At 60.9% G+C, this 19,923-nt stretch carries 16 protein-coding genes and 1 pseudogene; 8 read left to right on the forward strand and 9 right to left on the reverse strand.

Annotated elements, in window-relative coordinates:
• Nucleotides 1-42 precede the first annotated feature (42 nt).
• Nucleotides 43-1,191 (reverse strand): trans-sulfuration enzyme family protein, encoded by a 1,149-nt coding sequence (locus tag ISS97_RS14430; RefSeq protein ID WP_379985722.1) that lies wholly within the window; start codon nucleotides 1,189-1,191, stop codon nucleotides 43-45.
• Between the two features lie 259 nt (nucleotides 1,192-1,450).
• On the opposite strand from ISS97_RS14430, the gene rfbB reads away from it, so the two are divergent.
• The 5 genes from rfbB to ISS97_RS14455 are packed head-to-tail and all read left to right on the forward strand — an operon-like array spanning nucleotide 1,451 to nucleotide 6,308.
• On the forward strand, nucleotides 1,451-2,518 hold the full coding sequence (gene rfbB, locus ISS97_RS14435) for a dTDP-glucose 4,6-dehydratase (RefSeq protein ID WP_379985721.1): 1,068 nt from the start codon (nucleotides 1,451-1,453) through the stop codon (nucleotides 2,516-2,518).
• On the forward strand, nucleotides 2,515-3,402 hold the full coding sequence (gene rfbA, locus ISS97_RS14440) for a glucose-1-phosphate thymidylyltransferase RfbA (protein ID WP_404580120.1): 888 nt from the start codon (nucleotides 2,515-2,517) through the stop codon (nucleotides 3,400-3,402). Before rfbB ends, rfbA begins: the two co-directional genes overlap by 4 nt.
• The gene (rfbC, locus tag ISS97_RS14445; protein ID WP_379985720.1) at nucleotides 3,399-3,956 is read left to right on the forward strand and encodes a dTDP-4-dehydrorhamnose 3,5-epimerase; all 558 of its coding nucleotides are present in this window, start codon (nucleotides 3,399-3,401) and stop codon (nucleotides 3,954-3,956) included. Before rfbA ends, rfbC begins: the two co-directional genes overlap by 4 nt.
• Nucleotides 3,953-4,888, forward strand: coding sequence for a dTDP-4-dehydrorhamnose reductase (gene rfbD / locus ISS97_RS14450; protein ID WP_379985719.1), 936 nt, complete (start codon nucleotides 3,953-3,955; stop codon nucleotides 4,886-4,888). Before rfbC ends, rfbD begins: the two co-directional genes overlap by 4 nt.
• Before the next feature lie 7 nt (nucleotides 4,889-4,895).
• Nucleotides 4,896-6,308, forward strand: coding sequence for a mannose-1-phosphate guanylyltransferase/mannose-6-phosphate isomerase (locus tag ISS97_RS14455; RefSeq protein WP_379985718.1), 1,413 nt, complete (start codon nucleotides 4,896-4,898; stop codon nucleotides 6,306-6,308).
• An 863-nt stretch (nucleotides 6,309-7,171) separates the two neighbouring features.
• Here ISS97_RS14455 and ISS97_RS14460 read toward each other — a convergent pair.
• The 6 genes and pseudogenes from ISS97_RS14460 to ISS97_RS14485 all read right to left on the reverse strand — a co-directional run bounded on the left by ISS97_RS14460 (nucleotide 7,172) and on the right by ISS97_RS14485 (nucleotide 13,842).
• Nucleotides 7,172-8,331 (reverse strand): annotated as a pseudogene (locus ISS97_RS14460) (IS30 family transposase).
• Nucleotides 8,332-8,438: 107 nt separating this feature from the next.
• Nucleotides 8,439-10,268, reverse strand: coding sequence for a glutamine--fructose-6-phosphate transaminase (isomerizing) (glmS, locus tag ISS97_RS14465; protein WP_379985717.1), 1,830 nt, complete (start codon nucleotides 10,266-10,268; stop codon nucleotides 8,439-8,441).
• Between the two features lie 211 nt (nucleotides 10,269-10,479).
• Nucleotides 10,480-11,850: a pyridoxal-phosphate dependent enzyme gene (locus tag ISS97_RS14470; RefSeq protein ID WP_379985716.1), complete on the reverse strand. Its 1,371-nt coding sequence runs from the start codon at nucleotides 11,848-11,850 to the stop codon at nucleotides 10,480-10,482.
• 170 nt (nucleotides 11,851-12,020) lie between these two features.
• Complete coding sequence (locus ISS97_RS14475) at nucleotides 12,021-12,248, reverse strand: YdcH family protein (RefSeq protein ID WP_379985715.1); 228 nt, start codon at nucleotides 12,246-12,248, stop codon at nucleotides 12,021-12,023.
• A gap of 377 nt (nucleotides 12,249-12,625) precedes the next feature.
• Nucleotides 12,626-13,270: a hypothetical protein gene (locus ISS97_RS14480; protein WP_379985714.1), complete on the reverse strand. Its 645-nt coding sequence runs from the start codon at nucleotides 13,268-13,270 to the stop codon at nucleotides 12,626-12,628.
• Entirely contained in the window at nucleotides 13,270-13,842 is a 573-nt protein-coding gene (locus ISS97_RS14485) for a DUF4398 domain-containing protein (protein ID WP_379985713.1), read from the reverse strand. The genes ISS97_RS14480 and ISS97_RS14485 overlap by 1 nt, the downstream gene beginning before the upstream one ends.
• Before the next feature lie 87 nt (nucleotides 13,843-13,929).
• Between ISS97_RS14485 and ISS97_RS14490 the strand changes: the two genes are divergently transcribed.
• Nucleotides 13,930-15,045 carry a PilT/PilU family type 4a pilus ATPase gene (locus ISS97_RS14490; RefSeq protein WP_379985712.1) on the forward strand — a complete coding sequence of 372 codons (1,116 nt, stop codon included), beginning with the start codon at nucleotides 13,930-13,932 and terminating at the stop codon, nucleotides 15,043-15,045.
• 45 nt (nucleotides 15,046-15,090) lie between these two features.
• Here ISS97_RS14490 and maiA read toward each other — a convergent pair whose 3' ends face one another.
• Nucleotides 15,091-15,759, reverse strand: coding sequence for a maleylacetoacetate isomerase (maiA, locus tag ISS97_RS14495; protein ID WP_379985876.1), 669 nt, complete (start codon nucleotides 15,757-15,759; stop codon nucleotides 15,091-15,093).
• Nucleotides 15,760-15,899: 140 nt separating this feature from the next.
• Between maiA and ISS97_RS14500 the strand changes: the two genes are divergently transcribed.
• A complete protein-coding gene (locus ISS97_RS14500; RefSeq protein ID WP_379985711.1) occupies nucleotides 15,900-17,078 on the forward strand; it encodes a phosphoglycerate kinase in 1,179 nt (392 codons plus the stop codon).
• A gap of 11 nt (nucleotides 17,079-17,089) precedes the next feature.
• On the forward strand, nucleotides 17,090-17,722 hold the full coding sequence (locus ISS97_RS14505) for an HAD hydrolase-like protein (protein WP_379985710.1): 633 nt from the start codon (nucleotides 17,090-17,092) through the stop codon (nucleotides 17,720-17,722).
• A gap of 92 nt (nucleotides 17,723-17,814) precedes the next feature.
• On the opposite strand, the gene tkt is transcribed toward ISS97_RS14505, so the two are convergent.
• Entirely contained in the window at nucleotides 17,815-19,824 is a 2,010-nt protein-coding gene (tkt, locus tag ISS97_RS14510) for a transketolase (protein WP_379985709.1), read from the reverse strand.
• Between the last annotated feature and the right edge of the window lie 99 nt (nucleotides 19,825-19,923).

Below are 19,923 nucleotides of genomic sequence, written 5' to 3' on the forward strand. Positions count from 1 at the left end.
CGTTCGCCACTCTCCACGAGGCAGATCGCCGGCACCACGCCTTCATTTCAGTGCGTATGCCAATTCATGCTTGAGGTCCTGAACATCCTCTACACCCACTGACAATCTGATCAACGAATCGGTGATACCTAGCCTCTTTCGATTTGCCGGCGGCACTGTCGCGTGCGTCATTAATGCCGGATGCTCGATAAGGCTTTCCACGCCACCAAGCGATTCGGCCAGTGCGAACAGCTCACATCGCTCCAGCGTCTTGCGCGCCTTGCGCAGTCCGCCTTTAACTTCCATGCTGATGATGCCGCCAAAGCCCGCCATCTGACGCTTGGCCAAGGCGTGTTGCGAATGACTCTTAAGGCCAGGATAGATCACCCTCTGAACTTGATCGTGCGACTCCAGCCAGCGGGCGAGCTCCAACGCATTTTCGTTATGCGCTTTCATACGAAGATGCAGGGTCTTGAGGCCACGCATGGCCAAAAATGCATCGAATGGACCAGCTACAGCGCCCACAGAGTTTTGCAAAAAGCCCATCTGCTGTGCGAGCTCATCATCCTTGGCGACGACAATGCCGCCCACCATGTCTGAATGACCATTCAGATACTTTGTCGCCGAATGAAGCACCAAGTCCGCGCCGTAGGCCAACGGGCGCTGAATCATCGGCGAACAGAAAGTGTTGTCGACGACAAAAATAAGGCCGTGCTTTTTGGCAAATTTAGCAACCTTTTCCAGGTCCACCAGCTTAAGCATCGGGTTGGTGGGCGTCTCCGCCCAAATCATCTTGGTGTTGGGCTTCAGCGCAGCCTTGAGAGCGGCTTCGTCATTGAGATCCACGAAGGTGAAGTCGAGACCGGCGGACTTCCGGCGAACACACTCGAAGAGCCTGTAGCTGCCGCCATACAGATCGTCCATGGCAATGACATGGCTTCCCGTCTCCAGGAGATCGAGCACCACGGCCGCGGCCGCAAGTCCCGACGCAAACGCGAAGCCAGCGGTGCCGCCTTCCAGCTCCGTCATACAGCGTTCGTAGGCCATCCGAGTAGGATTTTGCGTTCGCGAATATTCATAACCCAGGTGCTTGCCGGGGCTCTGCTGCACATACGTCGAGGTGGCGTAGATCGGCGTCATGATCGCGCCCGTCGACGGATCCGGCTGCTGTCCCGCATGAATGGCCAATGTCCCAAGACCGCGAGTCTTCATGTATGCACCTGTTTTTATGTAAAAAATTTTCGTAGGCAGACCGGACCCGCGTCTGACCAAGACCGTCCATAGTAACCCGGCATCGGGATGGCTGGCCGTCCCTGCCGCAGGGTCGTTCACGAGAACCCATCGTTCCTACATACTAGGCGGCCACTTCGCCGGCTGCTGCTACCCTGACGACCTCGATCGTGAACCCATCGTGCACACCCTTCCCTGGCAGCGAAGCCTGCGTCCTTTGTATAGAGAGACGGACGATCTGATGAATATGCTCAACGCCCCCAAGACTCTACTGGTCACAGGAGGTGCCGGTTTTATCGGCGCCAATTTTGTGCTGCAAGCTGTCGCCGACGGCTTACATGTGATCAATCTGGACAAGCTTACCTACGCGGGCAACTTGAACACTCTCGAACAACTGAAAGGCAACGACCTTCATAAGTTCGTTCAAGGCGACATCGGGGACCAAGTCCTTATGACCAACCTGCTCCGCGAATATCAGCCCGATGCGATCGTCAATTTTGCAGCCGAGTCGCATGTGGACCGCTCCATCGATGGCCCGCGTGCCTTCGTCGACACCAATGTCGTCGGCACGCTCGGGATCCTCGAATGCGCGCGTGATTTCTGGCGCTCACTCGAAGGCCCGCGTCGCGAATCCTTCCGGTTCCTGCATGTCTCCACCGACGAGGTATACGGCTCTCTGGGCTCCGAGGGCAAGTTTACGGAGTCGACACCCTACGCTCCCAATTCGCCGTATTCGGCATCAAAGGCCGCCTCGGATCATCTGGTCCGCGCCTTCCATCACACCTATGGTCTGCCCACCGTTACGACAAACTGTTCGAACAACTATGGGCCCTACCAATTCCCGGAAAAGCTCATACCGCTAATCATCCAGAAAGCCTTCGCCAGTGAGTCGCTGCCCGTCTATGGAGACGGCCTAAACATCCGTGACTGGCTGTATGTGGGCGACCATTGCACGGCAATTCGGCGCGTCCTCGAGGCAGGCCGAATTGGCGAGACTTATAACGTGGGTGGCAACGCGGAGCGAGAGAACATCAACGTAGTCAGGACCATTTGCGCTCTTCTCGATGCCCGCAGCCCGCTGCCCGGTGGCCAAAAGCGCGAAACCTTGATCACCTTTGTGAAAGATCGCCCCGGTCACGATCGTCGTTATGCGATCGACTCGTCGAAGCTCCAGGACGAACTCGGCTGGCGTCCTTCGCAGACCTTCGAAACTGGCATCGCGCACACTGTCGATTGGTATCTCGGCAATAGCGCGTGGGTGTCTCGCGTACTCGACGGCAGCTATCGCATGGAGCGGCTCGGCGCATGAACAAGCAAAAGGGCATCGTTCTGGCAGGGGGGTCGGGCACGAGGCTCTACCCCATTACACAGGCCGTCAGCAAACAGCTGCTACCGGTATACGACAAACCGATGATTTATTACCCGCTGGCCACGCTTATGCTGGCAGGGATTCGCGATGTGCTCATGATCAATACCCCGCACGAGCAGGCTCTGTTCCAGCGCCTACTGGGCGACGGTAACCAATGGGGCATCAACATCACTTACGCGGTACAGCCATCCCCAGACGGTCTCGCACAAGCTTTCATCATCGGGCGCGACTTTGTTGGGAATGATCGCAGCTGCCTAGTGCTCGGCGACAACATCTTCTATGGTGTCGGCCTCACCGAGCGGATGAAGCGCGCCGCTACCCGCGAGAGCGGTGCCACCGTATTCGGCTATTGGGTGAAGGATCCCGAGCGCTATGGTGTTGCCGAGTTCAACGCCGCGGGCAAAGTTATCGGCCTGGAAGAGAAGCCCGCTGCGCCGAAGTCGCACTATGCCGTGACCGGCCTGTACTTCTACGACAATCGCGCGCCCGATTTTGCCGCGGCTTTGAAGCCCTCGCCGCGCGGCGAACTCGAGATCACGGATCTCAACCGCTGCTACCTCGAAGATGAGTCCCTGCACCTGGAACAGCTCGGCCGCGGCTACGCCTGGCTCGACACCGGAACGCACGAGTCACTTATGGAGGCCGGCAATTACATCGAGACCATTGAGAATCGCCAAGGCTTGAAGGTCTGCTGCCCGGAAGAGATCGCCTACGTCAATAAGTGGATCGATGCTGAGCAGCTGTCGCGGCTCGCTGCCCCGCTTTCCAAGACCGGCTACGGGCAGTACCTGAAGAACTTGATCAACCAGGGTTACGTAGGATGAAGCTCATCGAAACTTCCCTACCTAGTTGCTTTGTTATTGAGCCTCAGGTGTTTGGCGACTCGCGCGGCTTTTTTTACGAAAGCTACAATCTGGCAAAGTATCGCGAGGCGGGCATCGACAGAACGTTCGTCCAGTCCAACATCTCTCGCTCGGCGCGAGGTGTTCTGCGCGGCCTGCATTATCAGTGGCCCCGTCCGCAGGGCAAGCTAGTTAGCGTCGTCGAGGGGGAGGTCTACGACGTCGCCGTGGACATCCGTCGGGGATCACCGACCTTTGGCAAGTGGGCGGGCGTAATGCTCTCCTCGGAAAATCACCGCCATTTCTGGATTCCCGAGGGCTTCGCTCACGGATTTTGCGTTCTTTCAGAATTTGCAACCTTCTCCTACCAGTGCACTGACCTTTATGATGCGAAAGCGGATGGCGGGGTTCGCTGGGATGATCCGGGCATCCGCATCGACTGGCCGATCAGCTCTCCATTGCTGTCCGACAAAGACAACAAAGCTCCTCTGCTCGCGGATGTGCCTCCGGAGCGTCTGCCGGAGTACCCCGCTTGAAGATCCTGTTGCTGGGCGCCAATGGCCAGCTAGGCCAAACCTTTCTGAAGGAAGGATCGCTCGCAGTTTTCGGCGATGTCACAACGGCTACCCGCGACGGGCAGGTTTCTGGCCAAATGCCGGGCGAAACGGTCGATCTACAGTTTCCCGAAGAGATAAGGTCGGCGCTTGATCGCATACAGCCAGATGTGATTATTAACGCAGCCGCCTATACAGCAGTGGATCGCGCAGAACAGGAAGAGGAGCTTGCAACGCGCATCAACGGCCTGGCCGTAGGCGCCATCGGCGCCTGGGCTGCGGCTCACAACGCCCTGGTGCTGCACTACTCCACCGATTACGTGTTCGATGGACAGAGCGAGTGCCCCTATGCGGTCGATGCCGCGACGGCCCCCCTGGGCGCCTACGGGCGCAGCAAGCTGGTCGGCGAACAGGCGCTCGCAGCGAGCGGCGCGCATCACCTTATCTTTCGCACGGCGTGGGTGTACGGCTCGCATGGCCATAATTTCATGCGCACGATGCTCAGGCTCGGCGCCGACCGCGACGAACTGCGCGTGGTCGACGACCAGTATGGCGCCCCAACGTCGACCCTGTTGATTGTGCGCGGCACCCTGGCTGCCCTGAAGACATGGATCGAAGCCCCCACTGCCGATCGCCCGAAGCTCGAAGGTATCCACCACCTGGTAGCCAGCGGAACGACCACATGGCATCGCTTCGCCACGGCGATCTTCGACGATGCTTTTCAGCATCGCTTGATTGCGCGTAAGCCTGTCGTTACCGCGATTGGGACGGTCGACTTTCCAACGCCAGCGAAACGACCGATGTATTCGGTGCTTGAAAACTCGCGCTTCGAAAAACTGTTCGCTTTTACTTTGCCGGACTGGCAGCAAGGTCTGCATGAGGTGATGGGCGAACTCTCAACTCACATGTCTTGAATCCAGCATGCTCATCCCACTCATACTAAGCGGCGGATCCGGCACTCGCCTTTGGCCCGTCTCGAGGCGCAACCTGCCCAAGCAATTCCTGTCGCTGACGGGCCGAGGAACCTTGTTTCAGCAGGCTGTCGTACGCACCCAATTGCTGCCAGATGTGGTATCGCCGATTGTTATCGCCAGCGAGGACCAGCGTTTCCTGGCTGCCGAACAGCTACTCGAAACCAGCGTCCAAGACGCCGTCATCATCCTCGAACCGATGGCGCGCAACACGGCGCCGGCCATTGCGCTCGGCGCACTGCAGGCTATTGAACGCGATCCGGAAGCGTTGCTGCTGGTGCTCCCAGCCGACCATCTCATCGGCGACGCAGACAGTTTTGCTAAAGGCGTGAATCTCGCCTTGCCGGCTGCACGCGAAGGTTGGCTGGTCACCTTCGGCATCCGCCCTGATCGCCCCGAGACCGGATTCGGCTATATCAAACGCGCCGAATCGATCGGCGAGCACACGTTCCGCGTTGATCGGTTCGTAGAAAAGCCGGCTTTGGCCACAGCCGAGTCCTACCTCGCCGAAGGCAGCTATGACTGGAACTCCGGCATGTTCCTGTTCAAGGCAGCCCGCTATATCGAGGAACTCGGGCAACACGCGCCCGGCATGCTGGAGGCGGTGCGCCAAGCCTTCGCTTCGGCCCGCGCCGATCTCGATTTTGTCCGCGTCGACGCCGAAGCGTTCGCCAAGGTTCCCGACAGCTCCATCGACTATGCCATCATGGAGAAGACCACACGCGCAGCCGTGGTGCCGGTCAGCTGCGACTGGAGCGACATCGGCTCCTGGACCGCGCTATGGCTGGCCGGCGCGAAGGACGAACACGGCAACCACCGCGAAGGCGATACCATCGCCATCAACACGCGCAACAGCCTGATCTGCTCGCATGAGCGGCATCTGGTCGCCACGGTCGGCGTCGAGGACCTGCTCGTCGTCACCACGCCCGATGCAACCCTGGTCGCGCACCGCGATGCCGCGCAGGATGTCAAGAAAGTCGTCGACCAGCTCAAGGCGGCCGACCGCAGCGAGCATTCGCTGCACCGCGTCGTCCATCGTCCCTGGGGCAGCTACGACTCGCTTGAGGCCGGCGAGCGCTTCCAGGTCAAGCGCATCATGGTCAAGCCCGGCGCCGCACTGAGCCTGCAGAAGCACCACCATCGAGCGGAACACTGGATCGTCGTTTCCGGAACGGCCGAAGTCACCTGCGACGACAAGGTGTTCCTGCTCAGCGAGAACCAGAGCACCTATATTCCGCTCGGCAGCGTGCATCGCCTGCGCAACCCCGGCAAGGTACCGCTGGAGATCATCGAAGTGCAGTCCGGCATCTATCTCGGCGAAGACGACATCGTGCGCATCGAGGATGCCTACGGGCGCACGTAAAGCGTCCGACGGATACGATACGCGTGGCCCAGGCTGATCGGCCGTTTTAGCAAACAATCCGAACGGTTTCAGGCCAGAATGAGCCGCCCCGGAATCGAACGACATCAGCGTGCGCTGCCATATCGTCGGATACGCCGGGCCACGCAAAACATCGAAACTTATAAACGGCCGCCGATCTACGCGATCACGGCCCGTGGGCCGGCGCGCCGGTGTTTTCCCTATTGTCACTACGCGCAGCGGCATGGCAAGCTGCTCAGATCGGTAGAAACAAAAGTTCGTACGGGCATTCTTGCAAAAAAAAGCTCAGTAGACAGTGCTCATCGATGCAAGAATTCTTCGAATCCAAAATCCACATCGCCACTCGGCGATGAGCTGCTAGCACTGCGATATCGGGTCCACTTGACGGACGTGACGATCCGAACGGCTGCCATGGCTCGTTTTTAGACGTTATGCGCACCATATCTTTCACAAGGGCACGGAGCCGTCATTACCTACAAAAAGATGCAGCGCCGAGCGATGCGTCGATAACGCTCGTGCGCATGGATACTTCCAGGGAGAAAGTCCATAGTGTCAAAACTGAAGCTAAGTTGGAGTCTTTTGCTTATAAGCTCCGCGATGGCCTTGCTGGCTGCACCGAAGCAAGCAACAGCAGGGTTTCACGATTACTTTGGGGGGAAGCCGCCAGCCAGTAAGGCATAACTTCATCTCAATGTCTGATGTGGCGACCTTGCGTCCACCTCGATATCCAGTCACGTTGATGAATAAGACCATCAAAGACATGACCCCATAAAAAAGCACTCGCCGAGAAACAGCAAGAGCCCTTCAGAACAGGTCACAACTTTATTACCTAGGTCACGGCATGTTCAACCAGTCAACGCAACGGCGTTATTGAACCACGTTCCCGCGGTTTGATATCCAAGCGTTTTTCGTGGCCTCTGATTCAGACGACGAGCAATGCAGTTCATGTCGTCTTGGCTGAACACTGACAGGCTCGTGCCGTCAGGGAAATACTGATGAAGGAGTCGATTGGTGTTTTCGCTAGTTCCCCGCTGCCAAGGACTCTGCGGGTCGCAAAAGTACACTTGAACACCGGTGGCGGCGGTAAGTGTCTTGTGGCTTGCCAGCTCACCGCCGCGGTCCCATGTCAGCGACTTTAGTAGCTCTGAAGGCAATTTCTGCATCTGCCTACTCAATGCCTTTACGACGCTACCGGTGTCCTTCCCGGCGACCTTCACAAGCACGGTGAACCGAGTCCTACGCTCAACCAGCGTAGCGATATGACTGTTCCTGACGCCGGATAATGATCGCCCTCCCAGTGACCAGAAATGGGGCGGTCTTCGACCTCGGGTGGACGCTCGCGAATCGAAGTCGTGTCAATGATGCGCCCACGCGGCTGGCCTTTGGTGGTTGATGTTTTTGCACGACGCATCATTCGTCGCGACCGTAAATGGCCGATGAGTTCCTTCTCAAGAACGCCCCGAACCTGGATGAACAAACTGCGATAGAGCGTCTCGTGATACACACGCATCCTCGGGTCATCTGGATACTGTTGCACAAGCCAGCCAGCGATCTGATCGGGCGACCACTGCTCAGCTAGCTGGTTGGCAACTACGTTCCGCAATCGAGGCAGCAAGGCCAGTCGACATTGTTTCGGCCGTAAAGCACGCTTCCATGCCGCCTCGCCTGCTTCCGAGGCCCGGTAACGCCTGATGCCGCCATTACGAACAACCTCCCGACTCACGGTGGACGCTGATCGCCCCAGGGAAGCAGCCAAGCTTCGGATCGATTGACCAGTGGCCAAGCCACGAGATATCTCTTCTTGCTCCGCTAGCGTGAGGGCCAACGCGCTGCGTCGCCGGGCCACCGGTGCGATGCCTCTTCGCGCTGATACGACGCTGTGAATCGAGCCGGCATGACGACACAACGCCAGGCCTATCTCACTGAGTGTCCGACCGTCATTCCATCGCCGCCAAAGCGCTGTCTTCTGGCAATCCGAGAGCCCGGGCCTTCCCATGCGCGCCATTGATACTGCATCTCCAAGTTCCTATTTCGTGGATGATGTTGCATCGATCGCTTGAACGTGCCACATCTTTATTCCATTTCCACACAGGCGTGATGTGTGTTGCTCTATTACTCGACTGTGACGGACTTCGCCAGATTGCGCGGCTGGTCCACGTCGGTGCCACGCAGCACAGCCACGTGATAGGCGAGCAGTTGCATCGGCACCGTGAACACCGCCGGTGCAATAAAGTCACCACCACCGTCTATACGCAAAATCGCTCCGCGAGAAGCATTTCCATCCATGCTTGCAGCACCATCGGCGAACACAAGCAGCTCACCACCACGCGCACGCACCTCCTGAAGATTAGACTTGAGCTTGTCGAGAAGCGGCCCATTCGGAGCTACCGCGATGACAGGCATATCTTCGTCAACCAGTGCTAACGGCCCATGCTTCAACTCACCAGCAGCATAAGCTTCGGCATGAATGTATGAGATCTCCTTGAGCTTGAGTGCACCTTCCATGGCCACCGGATACTGCGCTCCACGACCAAGAAACAGAGCATGCTGGCGATGAATCAAATGTTCGGAAAGCTCGATGATCTGCGGTTCGAGCTGCAGCGCCTTTTCAATCATTTCCGGCATGCGCTGTAGTTGCGCTGTCAGGTCGGCATAGCGAGCATCATCCAAGCCACGATGTCGAGCCAACTGTAGAGTCAGCAGGCCCAAGGCCGCGAGTTGCGTAGTAAATGCCTTGGTGGATGCAACACCGATTTCCGGGCCCGCGCGCGTCATCAGCTTGAGGTCGGCTTCACGCACAACCGATGACTCCGGTACGTTACATATCGCCAACGTCCCCAGATAACCACGCCGGCGAGACTCGCGCATAGCCGCCAGGGTGTCGGCGGTTTCGCCGGACTGAGAAATTGCCACGAACAACGTACCTTCGGGCACCACCGCCTCGCGGTAGCGGTATTCGCTGGCCACTTCCACGTTCACCGGCAAGCGTGCGTAATCTTCAATCCAATATTTGGCAACCAGACCTGCGTGATAGCTGGTGCCGCAGGCGATGATATGAATGCCTTTGGCTTTCGCCAGCAGCTCATCGCCACCCACGCCGAAGATGTTCGGCAGCACACCGTGGACACCAATGCGCGCTTCCAGCGTATCAGCCACAGCACGCGGCTGCTCGAAGATTTCCTTCTGCATGTAGTGGCGATACTCGCCACGCTCGACGGCATCGGTCGACAGCTCGCTTTCATGGATGGAGCGCTCTACCGCTTTACCGTCTTGCCCGAAGATACGCACCTGGTCGCGGCTGATCTCGACGACGTCGTGCTCTTCAAGGTAGATGATCTTGTTGGTGACCTGGATCAGTGCCTGAGCATCGGAGCCGAGGAAGTTCTCGCCAATGCCGACACCAACCAACAACGGTGCACCACGGCGAGCACCAACGACACGGCCGGGCTCGGCATCGCTTATCACCGCGATAGCATATGCGCCCTCCAACTCATGCACGACGGAGGAGACAGCGTCGAGAAGGGATTTGCCGGAGGTCATGCGCTCGCTTATCAGCGCTGCCATGACCTCAGTATCGGTTTCTGAAGTGAATACGTGTCCGCGCGCCTCCAGTTCACTACGCAATGCGGCGTAGTTCTCGATAATGCCGTTGTGTACCAGCGCGACGCGGCCTGCAACGTGCGGATGAGCGTTCACCTTATTCGGAACGCCATGGGTGGCCCAGCGCGTGTGGGCGATACCGGTGCCGCCAGGGAACGGGTCGGCGAGATAGAGAGACTCCATCTCACGCACTTTGCCTTTCTCACGAACGCGGCGGATTTCACCATTTTGGATTACGGCCAAGCCGGCGGAATCATAGCCGCGGTATTCCAATGCCTTCAGGCCGGCAATCAGCAAGGGCGCGACATCGCGCTGGGCGGTAGCAGCAACGATTCCACACATGGGCAATCTATCCTTTCTAGAGGGTGGTGATGCGGGTATAGACGCCGCAGTCCGCGACTTTGTCGGCAACCCGTTTCAGCAAACTTTCGTGGTCGCTAAACAGCAGCAACGGAAATCCCGTCACTGCGATCAGTGACACCAGAAAGCTATGACTACCCTTTTGTTCCGATCGTTCACTAGGCGAAAGCATCGGCCACTTCATATCTGAGAACTAGTGCACCTTACGGCGTAGATAATTCAGCAGATCGATGCGGGTGATGAGGCCGAGGAACTGCTCGCCGTCGACCACAATCGCCACGTGGCCGCGCTCGAACACCGGCAGCAGCGATTCGATCGGCGAACGCACGTCGAGCATCTGCAGGTTGCTGATCATGGCGGTCGATACCGCATCGCGGAAACGCGCTTCGTCGGCATGCACGTGCATCAGCACATCCGACTCGTCGAGGATGCCGACCAGCTTGTCGCCGTCCATCACCGGCAGCTGCGATACGTCATAGAGCTTCATGCGCGTATAGGCCGTCATCAAGAGTTCGTTGGGGCCTACTACCACGGTATCGCGCTGAGCGAACGGGCGTAGCAGCAGGTCGCGCAGGTCGCCGTGCCGCTCGCGCTCGATGAAGCCGTTGTCGAGCATCCAGTAGTCGTTGTACATCTTCGACAGGTACTTGTTGCCGGTGTCGCATACCAGCGTCACCACGCGCTTTGGCGTGGTCTGCTCGCGGCAGTAGCGCAAGGCGGCAGCCAGCAGGGTGCCGGTGGAGGAGCCGCCCAGCACGCCCTCCTTAGCCAGCAACTCGCGGGCGGCCAGGAAGCTCTCCTTGTCGGGGATCGCGTAGGCTTTCTTTACTCGGGTGAAGTCGCTGATGGAGGGCAGGAAGTCTTCGCCGATGCCTTCCACCATCCAACTGCCGGACTTCGTAGAGAGCACACCTTCGTTGATGTACTGGGCGAGGATCGAGCCCACGGGGTCAGCCAGCACGAACTCGGTGTTCGGCGATGTCTCGGCAAAGAACTTGGAAAGCCCGCTCAACGTGCCGGAGGACCCGCACCCCACTACAATGGCGTCGACCTTGCCGTCCAACTGCTCGAGGATCTCGGGGCCGGTGGTAGCAATGTGCGCCGCCGGGTTGTCCGGGTTGCCGAACTGGTTGATGAAGTAGGCTCCTGGCGTTTCCCGCGCAATGCGCTCCGCCATGTCCTGGTAGTACTCCGGGTGCCCCTTGGCAACATCCGAGCGAGTGAGTACCACCTCAGCCCCCATCGCCTTGAGGTTGAAGATCTTCTCGCGGCTCATTTTGTCGGGCACCACCAGGATCAGGCGATAGCCCTTCTGCTGTGCCACCAGCGCCAGGCCAAGACCGGTATTGCCGGCGGTGCCTTCGACCAGGGTGGCGCCGGGCTTGATCTTTCCAGCCTTCTCAGCGCCCTCGATCATCGACAGACCGATGCGGTCCTTGATCGACCCACCGGGGTTGGTGTTCTCCAGCTTGAGGAACAATTCACACGGGCCAGCATCCAGGCGCTGCGCGCGCACCATCGGGGTGCGACCGATCAGTTCTAGGACACTCTGGTGGACCGTCATGGGGACTCCGCTGCATTGGTTCGGGTCACGTCGCGATGACGGCCCACAGGGAGTTCATGATAACCGAGCGTGCGAATACCCTTCGCGCCGCCCCTTAAATACGGATCGGCCCCGGCGGCCTACCCTTGCGGGTGGCTCCGGGGCCGAGTGTCATGCGAAAACGCGCAGGCTCAGTTTACGAGGTGCTTGCGGGCGTCCCACATACGTTGCAACCGCTCCTTGGCATGGAGCTTTTCCTTCTTCATGCCCGACAGGGTCATGTCATCGATGGGAAGCACGCCGATCTCGGCGTCGTGCACCTTACTGTCGAGTTCCTTGTGGTGTTGATAGAGCCTGCGGAATTCCGCGTCGGCTTTCATCAAGGCTTCGACATCATCACGCTGCTGGTTTTCAAACATGATCCGACCTCCTCGCGAATGACCGCGGGCGCGGGATCGGTGCGCCCGCAAACGGTGGGGAAACATGCACACACCCACGCCCCACGCCGGCGTACCGGAAGCGGGCTGTCGAGGGAAGGATGGGTAGGCGCATGATTCAGGTCAGTGACCCATGGAGCGAAGATGCCCCATGGGTATGTGACCCTACTCCCCGAAAAAGGGGTGTGCAAGCAGGCGCGACAAACCGCGCCGCTGCGCGGTCCGACAAGTTAAACAACTGTCAGCACAAGCTTTTTTCGTGCCGTCCTCAGTACAGCCACGGCAAAAAAAGAAACGCCCGGCAGGGACTCAGCCATGCCGGGCGCTTGATAGCGGCTAGCCCAAAGAGGCTTTCGCGGTTACTTCTTGCCCTGCCCTTTCTTGGGCGGCGGCGTGTCCGAAGAGTTGTCGCCCCCCTGCATCTGTGAGCGCATGGCACGCGCCGCCTGCGTCGCCAAGTCGGCCTCCTTGCGGGCGGCGTTGGCCACCTTGGCCTGAGCCGCGGCCACTTTCTTGGCCTGCTCAGCCTGGGCCTGGGCCTGCTGCGCCTGGGCCGTAGCTGCGGCACCCTCCTCCTGCAGACGAGCCGCTTCTTCCTGGGCCATCTGGTACTGGAGGCGCTGGCGTTCCAGCTCGCGGCGGGCCTGCTCGGCTTCGCGACGGCTGCCGTCGAGCTGGATCTGGTCGTGTTCGCGATCGAGCTGAGTGATCTTTAGCTGGGCGTCTTGCAGCTGCGCCGTCGCCTTGGCCAGATCGACCCGACGCTCAGCCACGTACAAAGCATGGGCACGATCGCGCGATCGCGCCTGCGCCAGCCGCGCGATGGCGTCGCGCGCTCTCGCCTGCTCGCCTTGCGCGTAACTTCCCAGCGTCGGGTCGCGGGATAGCTGGTCGAGACTGTTATTGAGGCGGGCAATATCCAGATCGTCCTTGGCCGCGTGAGCCACACCCGCGACGGCCAGCGCCAGCACCAGGGCGGTCAGGGCGGAATTCAAAGCTTTCATCAGTGGCCTCCCTGATCGTTCGTCTGCGGCAGGGTCTGGAAGCCCTCACCCTGCGGAACGGGCTGCAACATGGAGGACGACGGGGCCGGCATGTCGGTGGTGGGCTGCTGAGCCGGAAGTCCATCCTGGCTCTGCTGCTGTTGTTGCTGTTGCTGGGCCTCATGACTGGCCAGCGCCTGATCGATCTGCTCGCGCAGGTCGCGGTTGGCCTGGCTCTTGTTCTGAATCTGCGCGCGAGCCGCGCCAAGGCGGGCCTTAGCGCGAGCCAGTTCGGCATCCGCCTGCGCCTCTTCCGCCAGGGCGGCGGCATCTTCGTACTTGCGGCTGGCCATGGCCGCCTGGGCCTGCTGGAACTTATTCTGCGCAAAATCCAGGTCCACCGGCGCGTAATCGGCTGCGCCGGCGTCCCGGGCAGCGCGCAGCTGGGTCTGGGCCTGATTCATCGCGCCGTCGGGCGGGGGTACGCTGGCGCAACCGCCAAGCGTGGCCAGCACCACGGCCAGAATCAGGGTCGAAACCGCCCTACGAACGCCATGGGGGCGCCCTTCAGACGGGAAAAAGATGTGCACCATCACTCATTCCTCTAAGAGTGTCGCGGCGTATTGTGGGCGGGCATAATCCACGATTGCAACGCGCAAAAAAATTTTCAGGGGACACGAGTGGACATTGGTTACTTCCTCAAGCTTATGGTGGACAAGGGCGCGTCGGATATGTTCCTGACGACCGGCGCCCCGGTGAACATCAAAGTCGAGGGCAAGCTGTATCCGCTGGGCAATACCGGGCTGCCGGGCGGCATGGTGAAGAAAATCGCCTATTCACTGATGGACGAGGGCCAGGTGCCTCAGTTCGAGCGCGACCTGGAGCTCAATATGGCGCTGGCGGTGAAGGAAGCCGGCCGTTTCCGCATCAACGTGTTCAAGCAGCGCGGCGAAGTGGGCATGGTGATCCGCGCCATCAAGAGCGAAATCCCCAGCATCGACCAGCTGCAGCTGCCGGGCATTTTCCGCGAGCTGATCATGGAGCCGCGCGGCCTGATCCTGGTAGTAGGCGCCACCGGCTCGGGTAAGTCCACCACCCTGGCTGCGATGCTCGACCACCGCAACCAGAACTCTTCCGGCCACATCCTCACTATCGAGGATCCGATCGAGTACCTGCACCGCCACAAGAAGTCGATCGTGAACCAGCGCGAAGTCGGCCTGGACACGCACAGCTATCACGAGGCGCTGAAGAACGCGATGCGCGAAGCGCCGGACGTGATCATGATCGGCGAGATCCGCGACACGGACACCATGGAGGCGGCCATCTCCTTCTCCGAAACCGGCCATCTGTGTCTTGCCACCCTGCACTCCAACAACGCCGACCAGACGCTGGAGCGCATCCTCAACTTCTTCCCGGAATCGGCGCACAAGAACGTGCTGATGAACCTGGCGCTCAACCTGCGCGCGGTGATTAGCCAGCGCTTGGTGATCGGCAAGGATGGCCGCCGCCTGCCGGCGACCGAGGTGCTGCTCAACACGCCGTTTATCCGCGACATGATCCGCCGTGGCCAGATTCACGAGGTGAAGGAAGCGATGGACCGCAGCCTGCAGGAAGGCATGCAGACCTTCGACCAGTCGCTGTACCGCCTCTACAAGGAAGGCCGCATCGAGCTGGAGGAAGCGCTCAACAAAGCGGACTCGCGCGACGGCCTGGCACTCAAAGTGCGCTTGTCCGAAGGCGGCGGCGCCGACAATACCGAACTGGTCGGCAACGACCCTTACGGCCTCGGCTTCTGAGGTGTCGGACGCGGGGCATAGGCTGCCCCGCGCCTGGCCTGTCGACTACGCAGCGGGTGCCGGTGCATCCGCCTGCGCTTCGGGAGCGGCACGACGAAAAGCCTCGAGCTCGCTGCAGGCTTCGTGTATGCGCCGGATAGTCGGGTAATCATCCAGCGGCAACTTCCAGCGCACCGCGTTATAGAACTGCGGCACCAGGCACGCATCGGCGAGGGTTGGTGTATCGCCATGGCAGAAGCGACCGGTGGCCACATGCCCGGCCAGCATCATCTCCAGCGCCCTGAAACCCTCCGCAATCCAATGCCGCGACCATGTGCCCTTGACCGCGTCATCGGCCTGAAACTGCGCCCCCAGATACTGAAGTACGCGCAAATTTCCGAGCGGATGGACGTCGCAGGCCAGCAGTTGCGCCAGCGCGCGGACACGGGCGCGGCCCGCGGGATCCGCAGGCAATAGCGGTGGCGCAGGTCGGGTCTCATCCAGGTACTCGATGATCGCCATGGACTGGGTGAACACCTGCCCGCCATCGACCAGACAGGGAACCAGCTCCTGCGGATTCAGTGCCTGATAGTCGGGAGCGTGCTGCTCGCCACCATCGCGAACCAGATGGATCGGACGGGACTCATAAGCCAGCCCCTTCAGATTCAAGGCGATACGCACGCGATAGGCAGCGCTGGAGCGCCAGTAGCCATACAACACCAGATCCTGGGCCATCATCTTGTCCTCTGCGATAACGGATGCGGGCAGCGGCCAAGCATACCCGGCGCCCGGTTTGCATCGCTGGCGGGCGGGCGGGAAAATAAGCGGTTCGCGCCTTCGGGCCACCCTTACGAAATACCAACAGGAGTTCTGCCGTGTCCGTCATCCGCATGAGCGATCTTGATCTGCGCGGCAAGCGCGTGCTGATCCGCGAAGACCTGAACGTTCCGATCGAGAACGGCCGGATCACCTCCACCCAGCGCCTCGACGCCGCCCTGCCCACCATCAAAGCCGCCCGCGATGCCGGCGCCAAGGTCATGGTGCTGTCGCACCTGGGTCGCCCCAAGGAAGGCCAGTTCGACGCCGAGTCCTCGCTGGCACCGGTAGCGCAGTGGCTGGGCGACAAGTTGGGCAAGCCGGTGCGCCTGGTCGCCGACTACCTCGGCGGTGTCGACGTCGCCGAAGGCGAAGTAGTGGTGCTCGAGAACTGCCGCATGAACATCGGCGAAGGCAAGGACGACGAGACCCTGTCGAAGAAATACGCCGCGCTGTGCGACATCTTCGTGATGGACGCCTTCGGCACCGCACACCGCGCGCAGGCATCGACGCACGGCGTGATCAAGTTCGCCCCGATCGCCGCCGCCGGCCCGCTGCTCTCGGCCGAGCTCGACGCGCTGGGCAAGGCCCTGGAACATCCCGCGCATCCGCTGCTGGCGATCGTGGCCGGCTCCAAGGTGTCGACCAAGCTGACCCTGCTGGAAAACCTGATCGGCAAGGTGGATCAGCTGATCGTCGGTGGCGGCATCGCCAATACCTTTATCGCCGCGGCCGGCCATTCCGTCGGCAATTCGCTGTACGAGCCGGACCTGCTCGATGCCGCCAAGAAAGTGATCGCCGACGCCAAGCGCCGCGGTGCCGAAGTACCGATGCCGATCGACGTCGTAGTGGCACCGGAATTCTCCGCGCACGCACCCGCCACGGTGAAGCCGGTAGACCAGGTTAAGGATGGCGAGATGATCCTCGACATCGGGCCGGCGACTGCGAAGCTTTACGCCGAACTCATCGCCAAGGCGGGCACCGTCGTGTGGAACGGCCCGGTCGGTGTGTTCGAGTTCGATGCCTTCGGCAAGGGCACGGAAACGCTGGCCCGCGCCGTCGCTGCGTCCAGCGCCTTCTCCATCGCCGGCGGTGGCGACACCCTGGCGGCCGTCGATAAGTACGGCATAGAGAAGGATGTCTCCTACATCTCCACTGGCGGCGGTGCCTTTCTTGAGTTCCTCGAGGGCAAGGAGCTGCCGGCCGTGACCGCGCTCAAGGCCCGCGCGACGAAGTGAACCGCGCGCAGATGCTTTGCCTGTTTGATCTCGACGGTACCCTGATCGACTCCGAGGAAGGCATCGTCGCCTGCGTGCGACATGCCTTTGAGCAACTGGGCGTACCGGCGCCGGCCGAACTGCGCCACTGGATCGGCCCGCCGCTGCGTCACAGCTTCGCACCGCTGCTGGATCATGATTCCGTTCGTATCGAGGAAGCGGTAGAGCATTACCACCAGCGCTTCCACGCCATCGGTTGGCGCGAGCACACCGTGTATCCAGGTATCGAGGCCATGATTGGCCGGTTGCGCGAGGCCGGTCACGAGCTGGCGGTGGTGACCAGTAAGCCGCACCGGCATGCGGCGCCCATCATTGACGCACTCCCCTTCGGCTCGGCTTTCAGTCGCTTGTACGGCCCCGACCCGAGCAGCCCGCACAGCGAGAAAGCATCCATGATCGCTGCCGCACTGGCCGACTTCGGCGCGGAAGCGGAAAGCACCGTGATGATCGGCGATCGGCATTTCGATATCGATGGCGCGGTGGCGAACCGAGTGCGCGGCTTCGGTGTGTTGTGGGGCTTTGGCAGCCGTGAGGAACTGGAGCAGGCCGGTGCGCATGCGCTGGCGACTGATCCCGAGCACTTGGGCGAACTGCTGTTGGCTTAGTGGGCTGACGCAGTGCGGGTCGCGCACAAGGTGCGCTCCTAAAAAAACGCCGCGATCACTCGCGGCGTTTTTTGTTACCGGATGGCCTGCGCTCAGCCGAGCGTGCGTTTCACCGCATCCACCACATGGGGCACGGTGAAGCCGAAATGCTCGAACAACTGCGGTGCCGGCGCGGAAGCACCGAAGGTGGTCATGCCGACCACTTCGCCATCCAGGCCGACGTACTTGCACCAGAAATCGGCACTGGCCGCCTCCACCGCCACGCGCGCACGGCACCAGCCGGGTAGCACGCCTTCGCGATATTCCAGCGGCTGAGCGTCGAACACCTCGGTGCACGGCATCGACACCACGCGCACCGGCACATTCTGCTGCGCCAGCGTGCGTGCGGCCTCCATCGCCAGCTCCACTTCGGAACCGGTGGCGATGATGATCGCCTTGAACTTGGTGTCCTGCGGATCGGACAGCACATAGGCGCCGCGCGCGATGTCTGCAACCTGCTGTTCGGTGCGGAGCTGGTGCTTGAGGTTCTGACGCGAGAACACCAGACAGGCCGGCGCACCCTTGCGCTCGATGGCGAGCTTCCACGACATCGCCGATTCCACCGCATCGCACGGACGCCACACCTGGTTGTTCGGGATGTAGCGCAAGCTGGCGAGGTGCTCCACCGGCTGATGGGTCGGGCCGTCTTCGCCAAGGCCGATCGAGTCGTGCGTGTAGACGTGGATCACGTGCGCCGGAATCAGCGCGCTCATGCGCACCGCATTGCGGGCATAGTCGGAGAACACCAGGAAGGTGGCGTCGTACGGAATGAAGCCGCCATGCAGCGCCACGCCGTTGGCGATCGCGCTCATGCCGAACTCGCGCACGCCGTAGTACACGTAGTTGCCCTTGCCGTCGGCGCTGTTGCCGTTGGCGGCGTCCAGGCTGCCCTTCCATTTGGTCAGGTTGGAGCCGGCAAGGTCCGCCGAACCGCCGATCAGTTCCGGCAAGAGCGGACCAAACGCATCCAGCGTCATCTGCGAAGCCTTGCGGCTTGCAACATCCGGACCTTCAGCCTGCAGCTTCGCCACATAAGCCTGCGACTTGGCGGCCCAATCGGCCGGCAGGTCGCCAGCGAGACGGCGCTTGAACTCAGCCGCCAGCTCCGGATTCGCGGCCGCATAGGCGGCGAAAGCAGCATTCCAATCCTGCTCGCGCTTGGCGCCAGCGGCCTTGTGATCCCAGCCCGCATAGATCTCGGCCGGAATCTCGAACGGCGCGTAACGCCAGTCCAACTGGTCACGGGCAGCGGCGATCTCGTCTTTGCCCAGCGGCGCGCCGTGGCTCTCTTCCTTGCCCTGCTTGTGGGGCGCGCCGAAGCCGATGATGGTCTTGGCACAGATCAGCGTGGGCTTGGCGGACTGCGAGGTTGCCTGCGCGATGGCCTTCTTGATGGCCTCCGCGTCATGACCGTCGACGCCGCGGATCACGTTCCAGCCGTAGGCTTCGAAACGCTCCGGGGTGTTGTCGGTGAACCAGCCGTGCACTTCGCCGTCGATCGAAATGCCGTTGTCGTCGTAAATCGCGACCAGCTTGCCAAGGCCCCAGGTGCCGGCCAGCGAAGCGACTTCATGCGAGATGCCTTCCATCAGGCAACCGTCGCCCAGGAACACATACGTGTTGTGGTCGACGATCGTGTGCCCCGGGCGATTGAAATGCGCGGCCAGCACCTTCTCGGCGAGCGCGAAGCCGACAGCATTGGCCAGACCCTGCCCCAGCGGACCGGTAGTGGTTTCCACCCCGGGGGTTTCGCTGGCTTCCGGATGACCGGCGGTCTTGGAGTGCAGCTGACGGAAGCGCTTGAGCTGATCCATCGGCAGGTCGTAGCCGGTCAGATGCAGCAAGGCGTACTGCAGCATCGAGCCGTGGCCATTCGACAGCACGAAACGGTCGCGATTGAACCACTTCGGGTTCGCCGGGTTGTGGCGGAGGAAATCGTTCCACAGCACTTCGGCGATATCGGCCATGCCCATGGGCATACCGGGGTGGCCGGACTTGGCCGCCTCAACGGCGTCCATGGCAAGAGCGCGGACGGCGTTGGCGAGTACGCGGCGGGTGGTCATCAGGGGGTTCTCCGGGGCGGGCGGCGGCGAAAAACGGGCATTGTCGCCGATCTACCACGCGCTGTCGCCCGAAGAAACGAACTTAACTCGGCCTTAATA

It is taken from the genome of Dyella koreensis (genome assembly GCF_044904565.1).
GTDB lineage: Bacteria > Pseudomonadota > Gammaproteobacteria > Xanthomonadales > Rhodanobacteraceae > Dyella_D > Dyella_D koreensis.

What these genes read in the sequence shown, in the direction of transcription:
- ISS97_RS14430 (WP_379985722.1), bottom strand. Translation starts at nt 1,191, where the DNA reads ATGAAGACTCGCGGTCTTGGGACATTGGCCATTCATGCGGGACAGCAG.
- rfbB (WP_379985721.1), top strand. Translation starts at nt 1,451, where the DNA reads ATGAATATGCTCAACGCCCCCAAGACTCTACTGGTCACAGGAGGTGCC.
- rfbA (WP_404580120.1), top strand. Translation starts at nt 2,515, where the DNA reads ATGAACAAGCAAAAGGGCATCGTTCTGGCAGGGGGGTCGGGCACGAGG.
- rfbC (WP_379985720.1), top strand. Translation starts at nt 3,399, where the DNA reads ATGAAGCTCATCGAAACTTCCCTACCTAGTTGCTTTGTTATTGAGCCT.
- ISS97_RS14455 (WP_379985718.1), top strand. Translation starts at nt 4,896, where the DNA reads ATGCTCATCCCACTCATACTAAGCGGCGGATCCGGCACTCGCCTTTGG.
- glmS (WP_379985717.1), bottom strand. Translation starts at nt 10,268, where the DNA reads ATGTGTGGAATCGTTGCTGCTACCGCCCAGCGCGATGTCGCGCCCTTG.
- ISS97_RS14470 (WP_379985716.1), bottom strand. Translation starts at nt 11,850, where the DNA reads ATGACGGTCCACCAGAGTGTCCTAGAACTGATCGGTCGCACCCCGATG.
- ISS97_RS14475 (WP_379985715.1), bottom strand. Translation starts at nt 12,248, where the DNA reads ATGTTTGAAAACCAGCAGCGTGATGATGTCGAAGCCTTGATGAAAGCC.
- ISS97_RS14480 (WP_379985714.1), bottom strand. Translation starts at nt 13,270, where the DNA reads ATGAAAGCTTTGAATTCCGCCCTGACCGCCCTGGTGCTGGCGCTGGCC.
- ISS97_RS14485 (WP_379985713.1), bottom strand. Translation starts at nt 13,842, where the DNA reads ATGGTGCACATCTTTTTCCCGTCTGAAGGGCGCCCCCATGGCGTTCGT.
- maiA (WP_379985876.1), bottom strand. Translation starts at nt 15,759, where the DNA reads ATGGCCCAGGATCTGGTGTTGTATGGCTACTGGCGCTCCAGCGCTGCC.
- ISS97_RS14505 (WP_379985710.1), top strand. Translation starts at nt 17,090, where the DNA reads ATGCTTTGCCTGTTTGATCTCGACGGTACCCTGATCGACTCCGAGGAA.
- tkt (WP_379985709.1), bottom strand. Translation starts at nt 19,824, where the DNA reads ATGACCACCCGCCGCGTACTCGCCAACGCCGTCCGCGCTCTTGCCATG.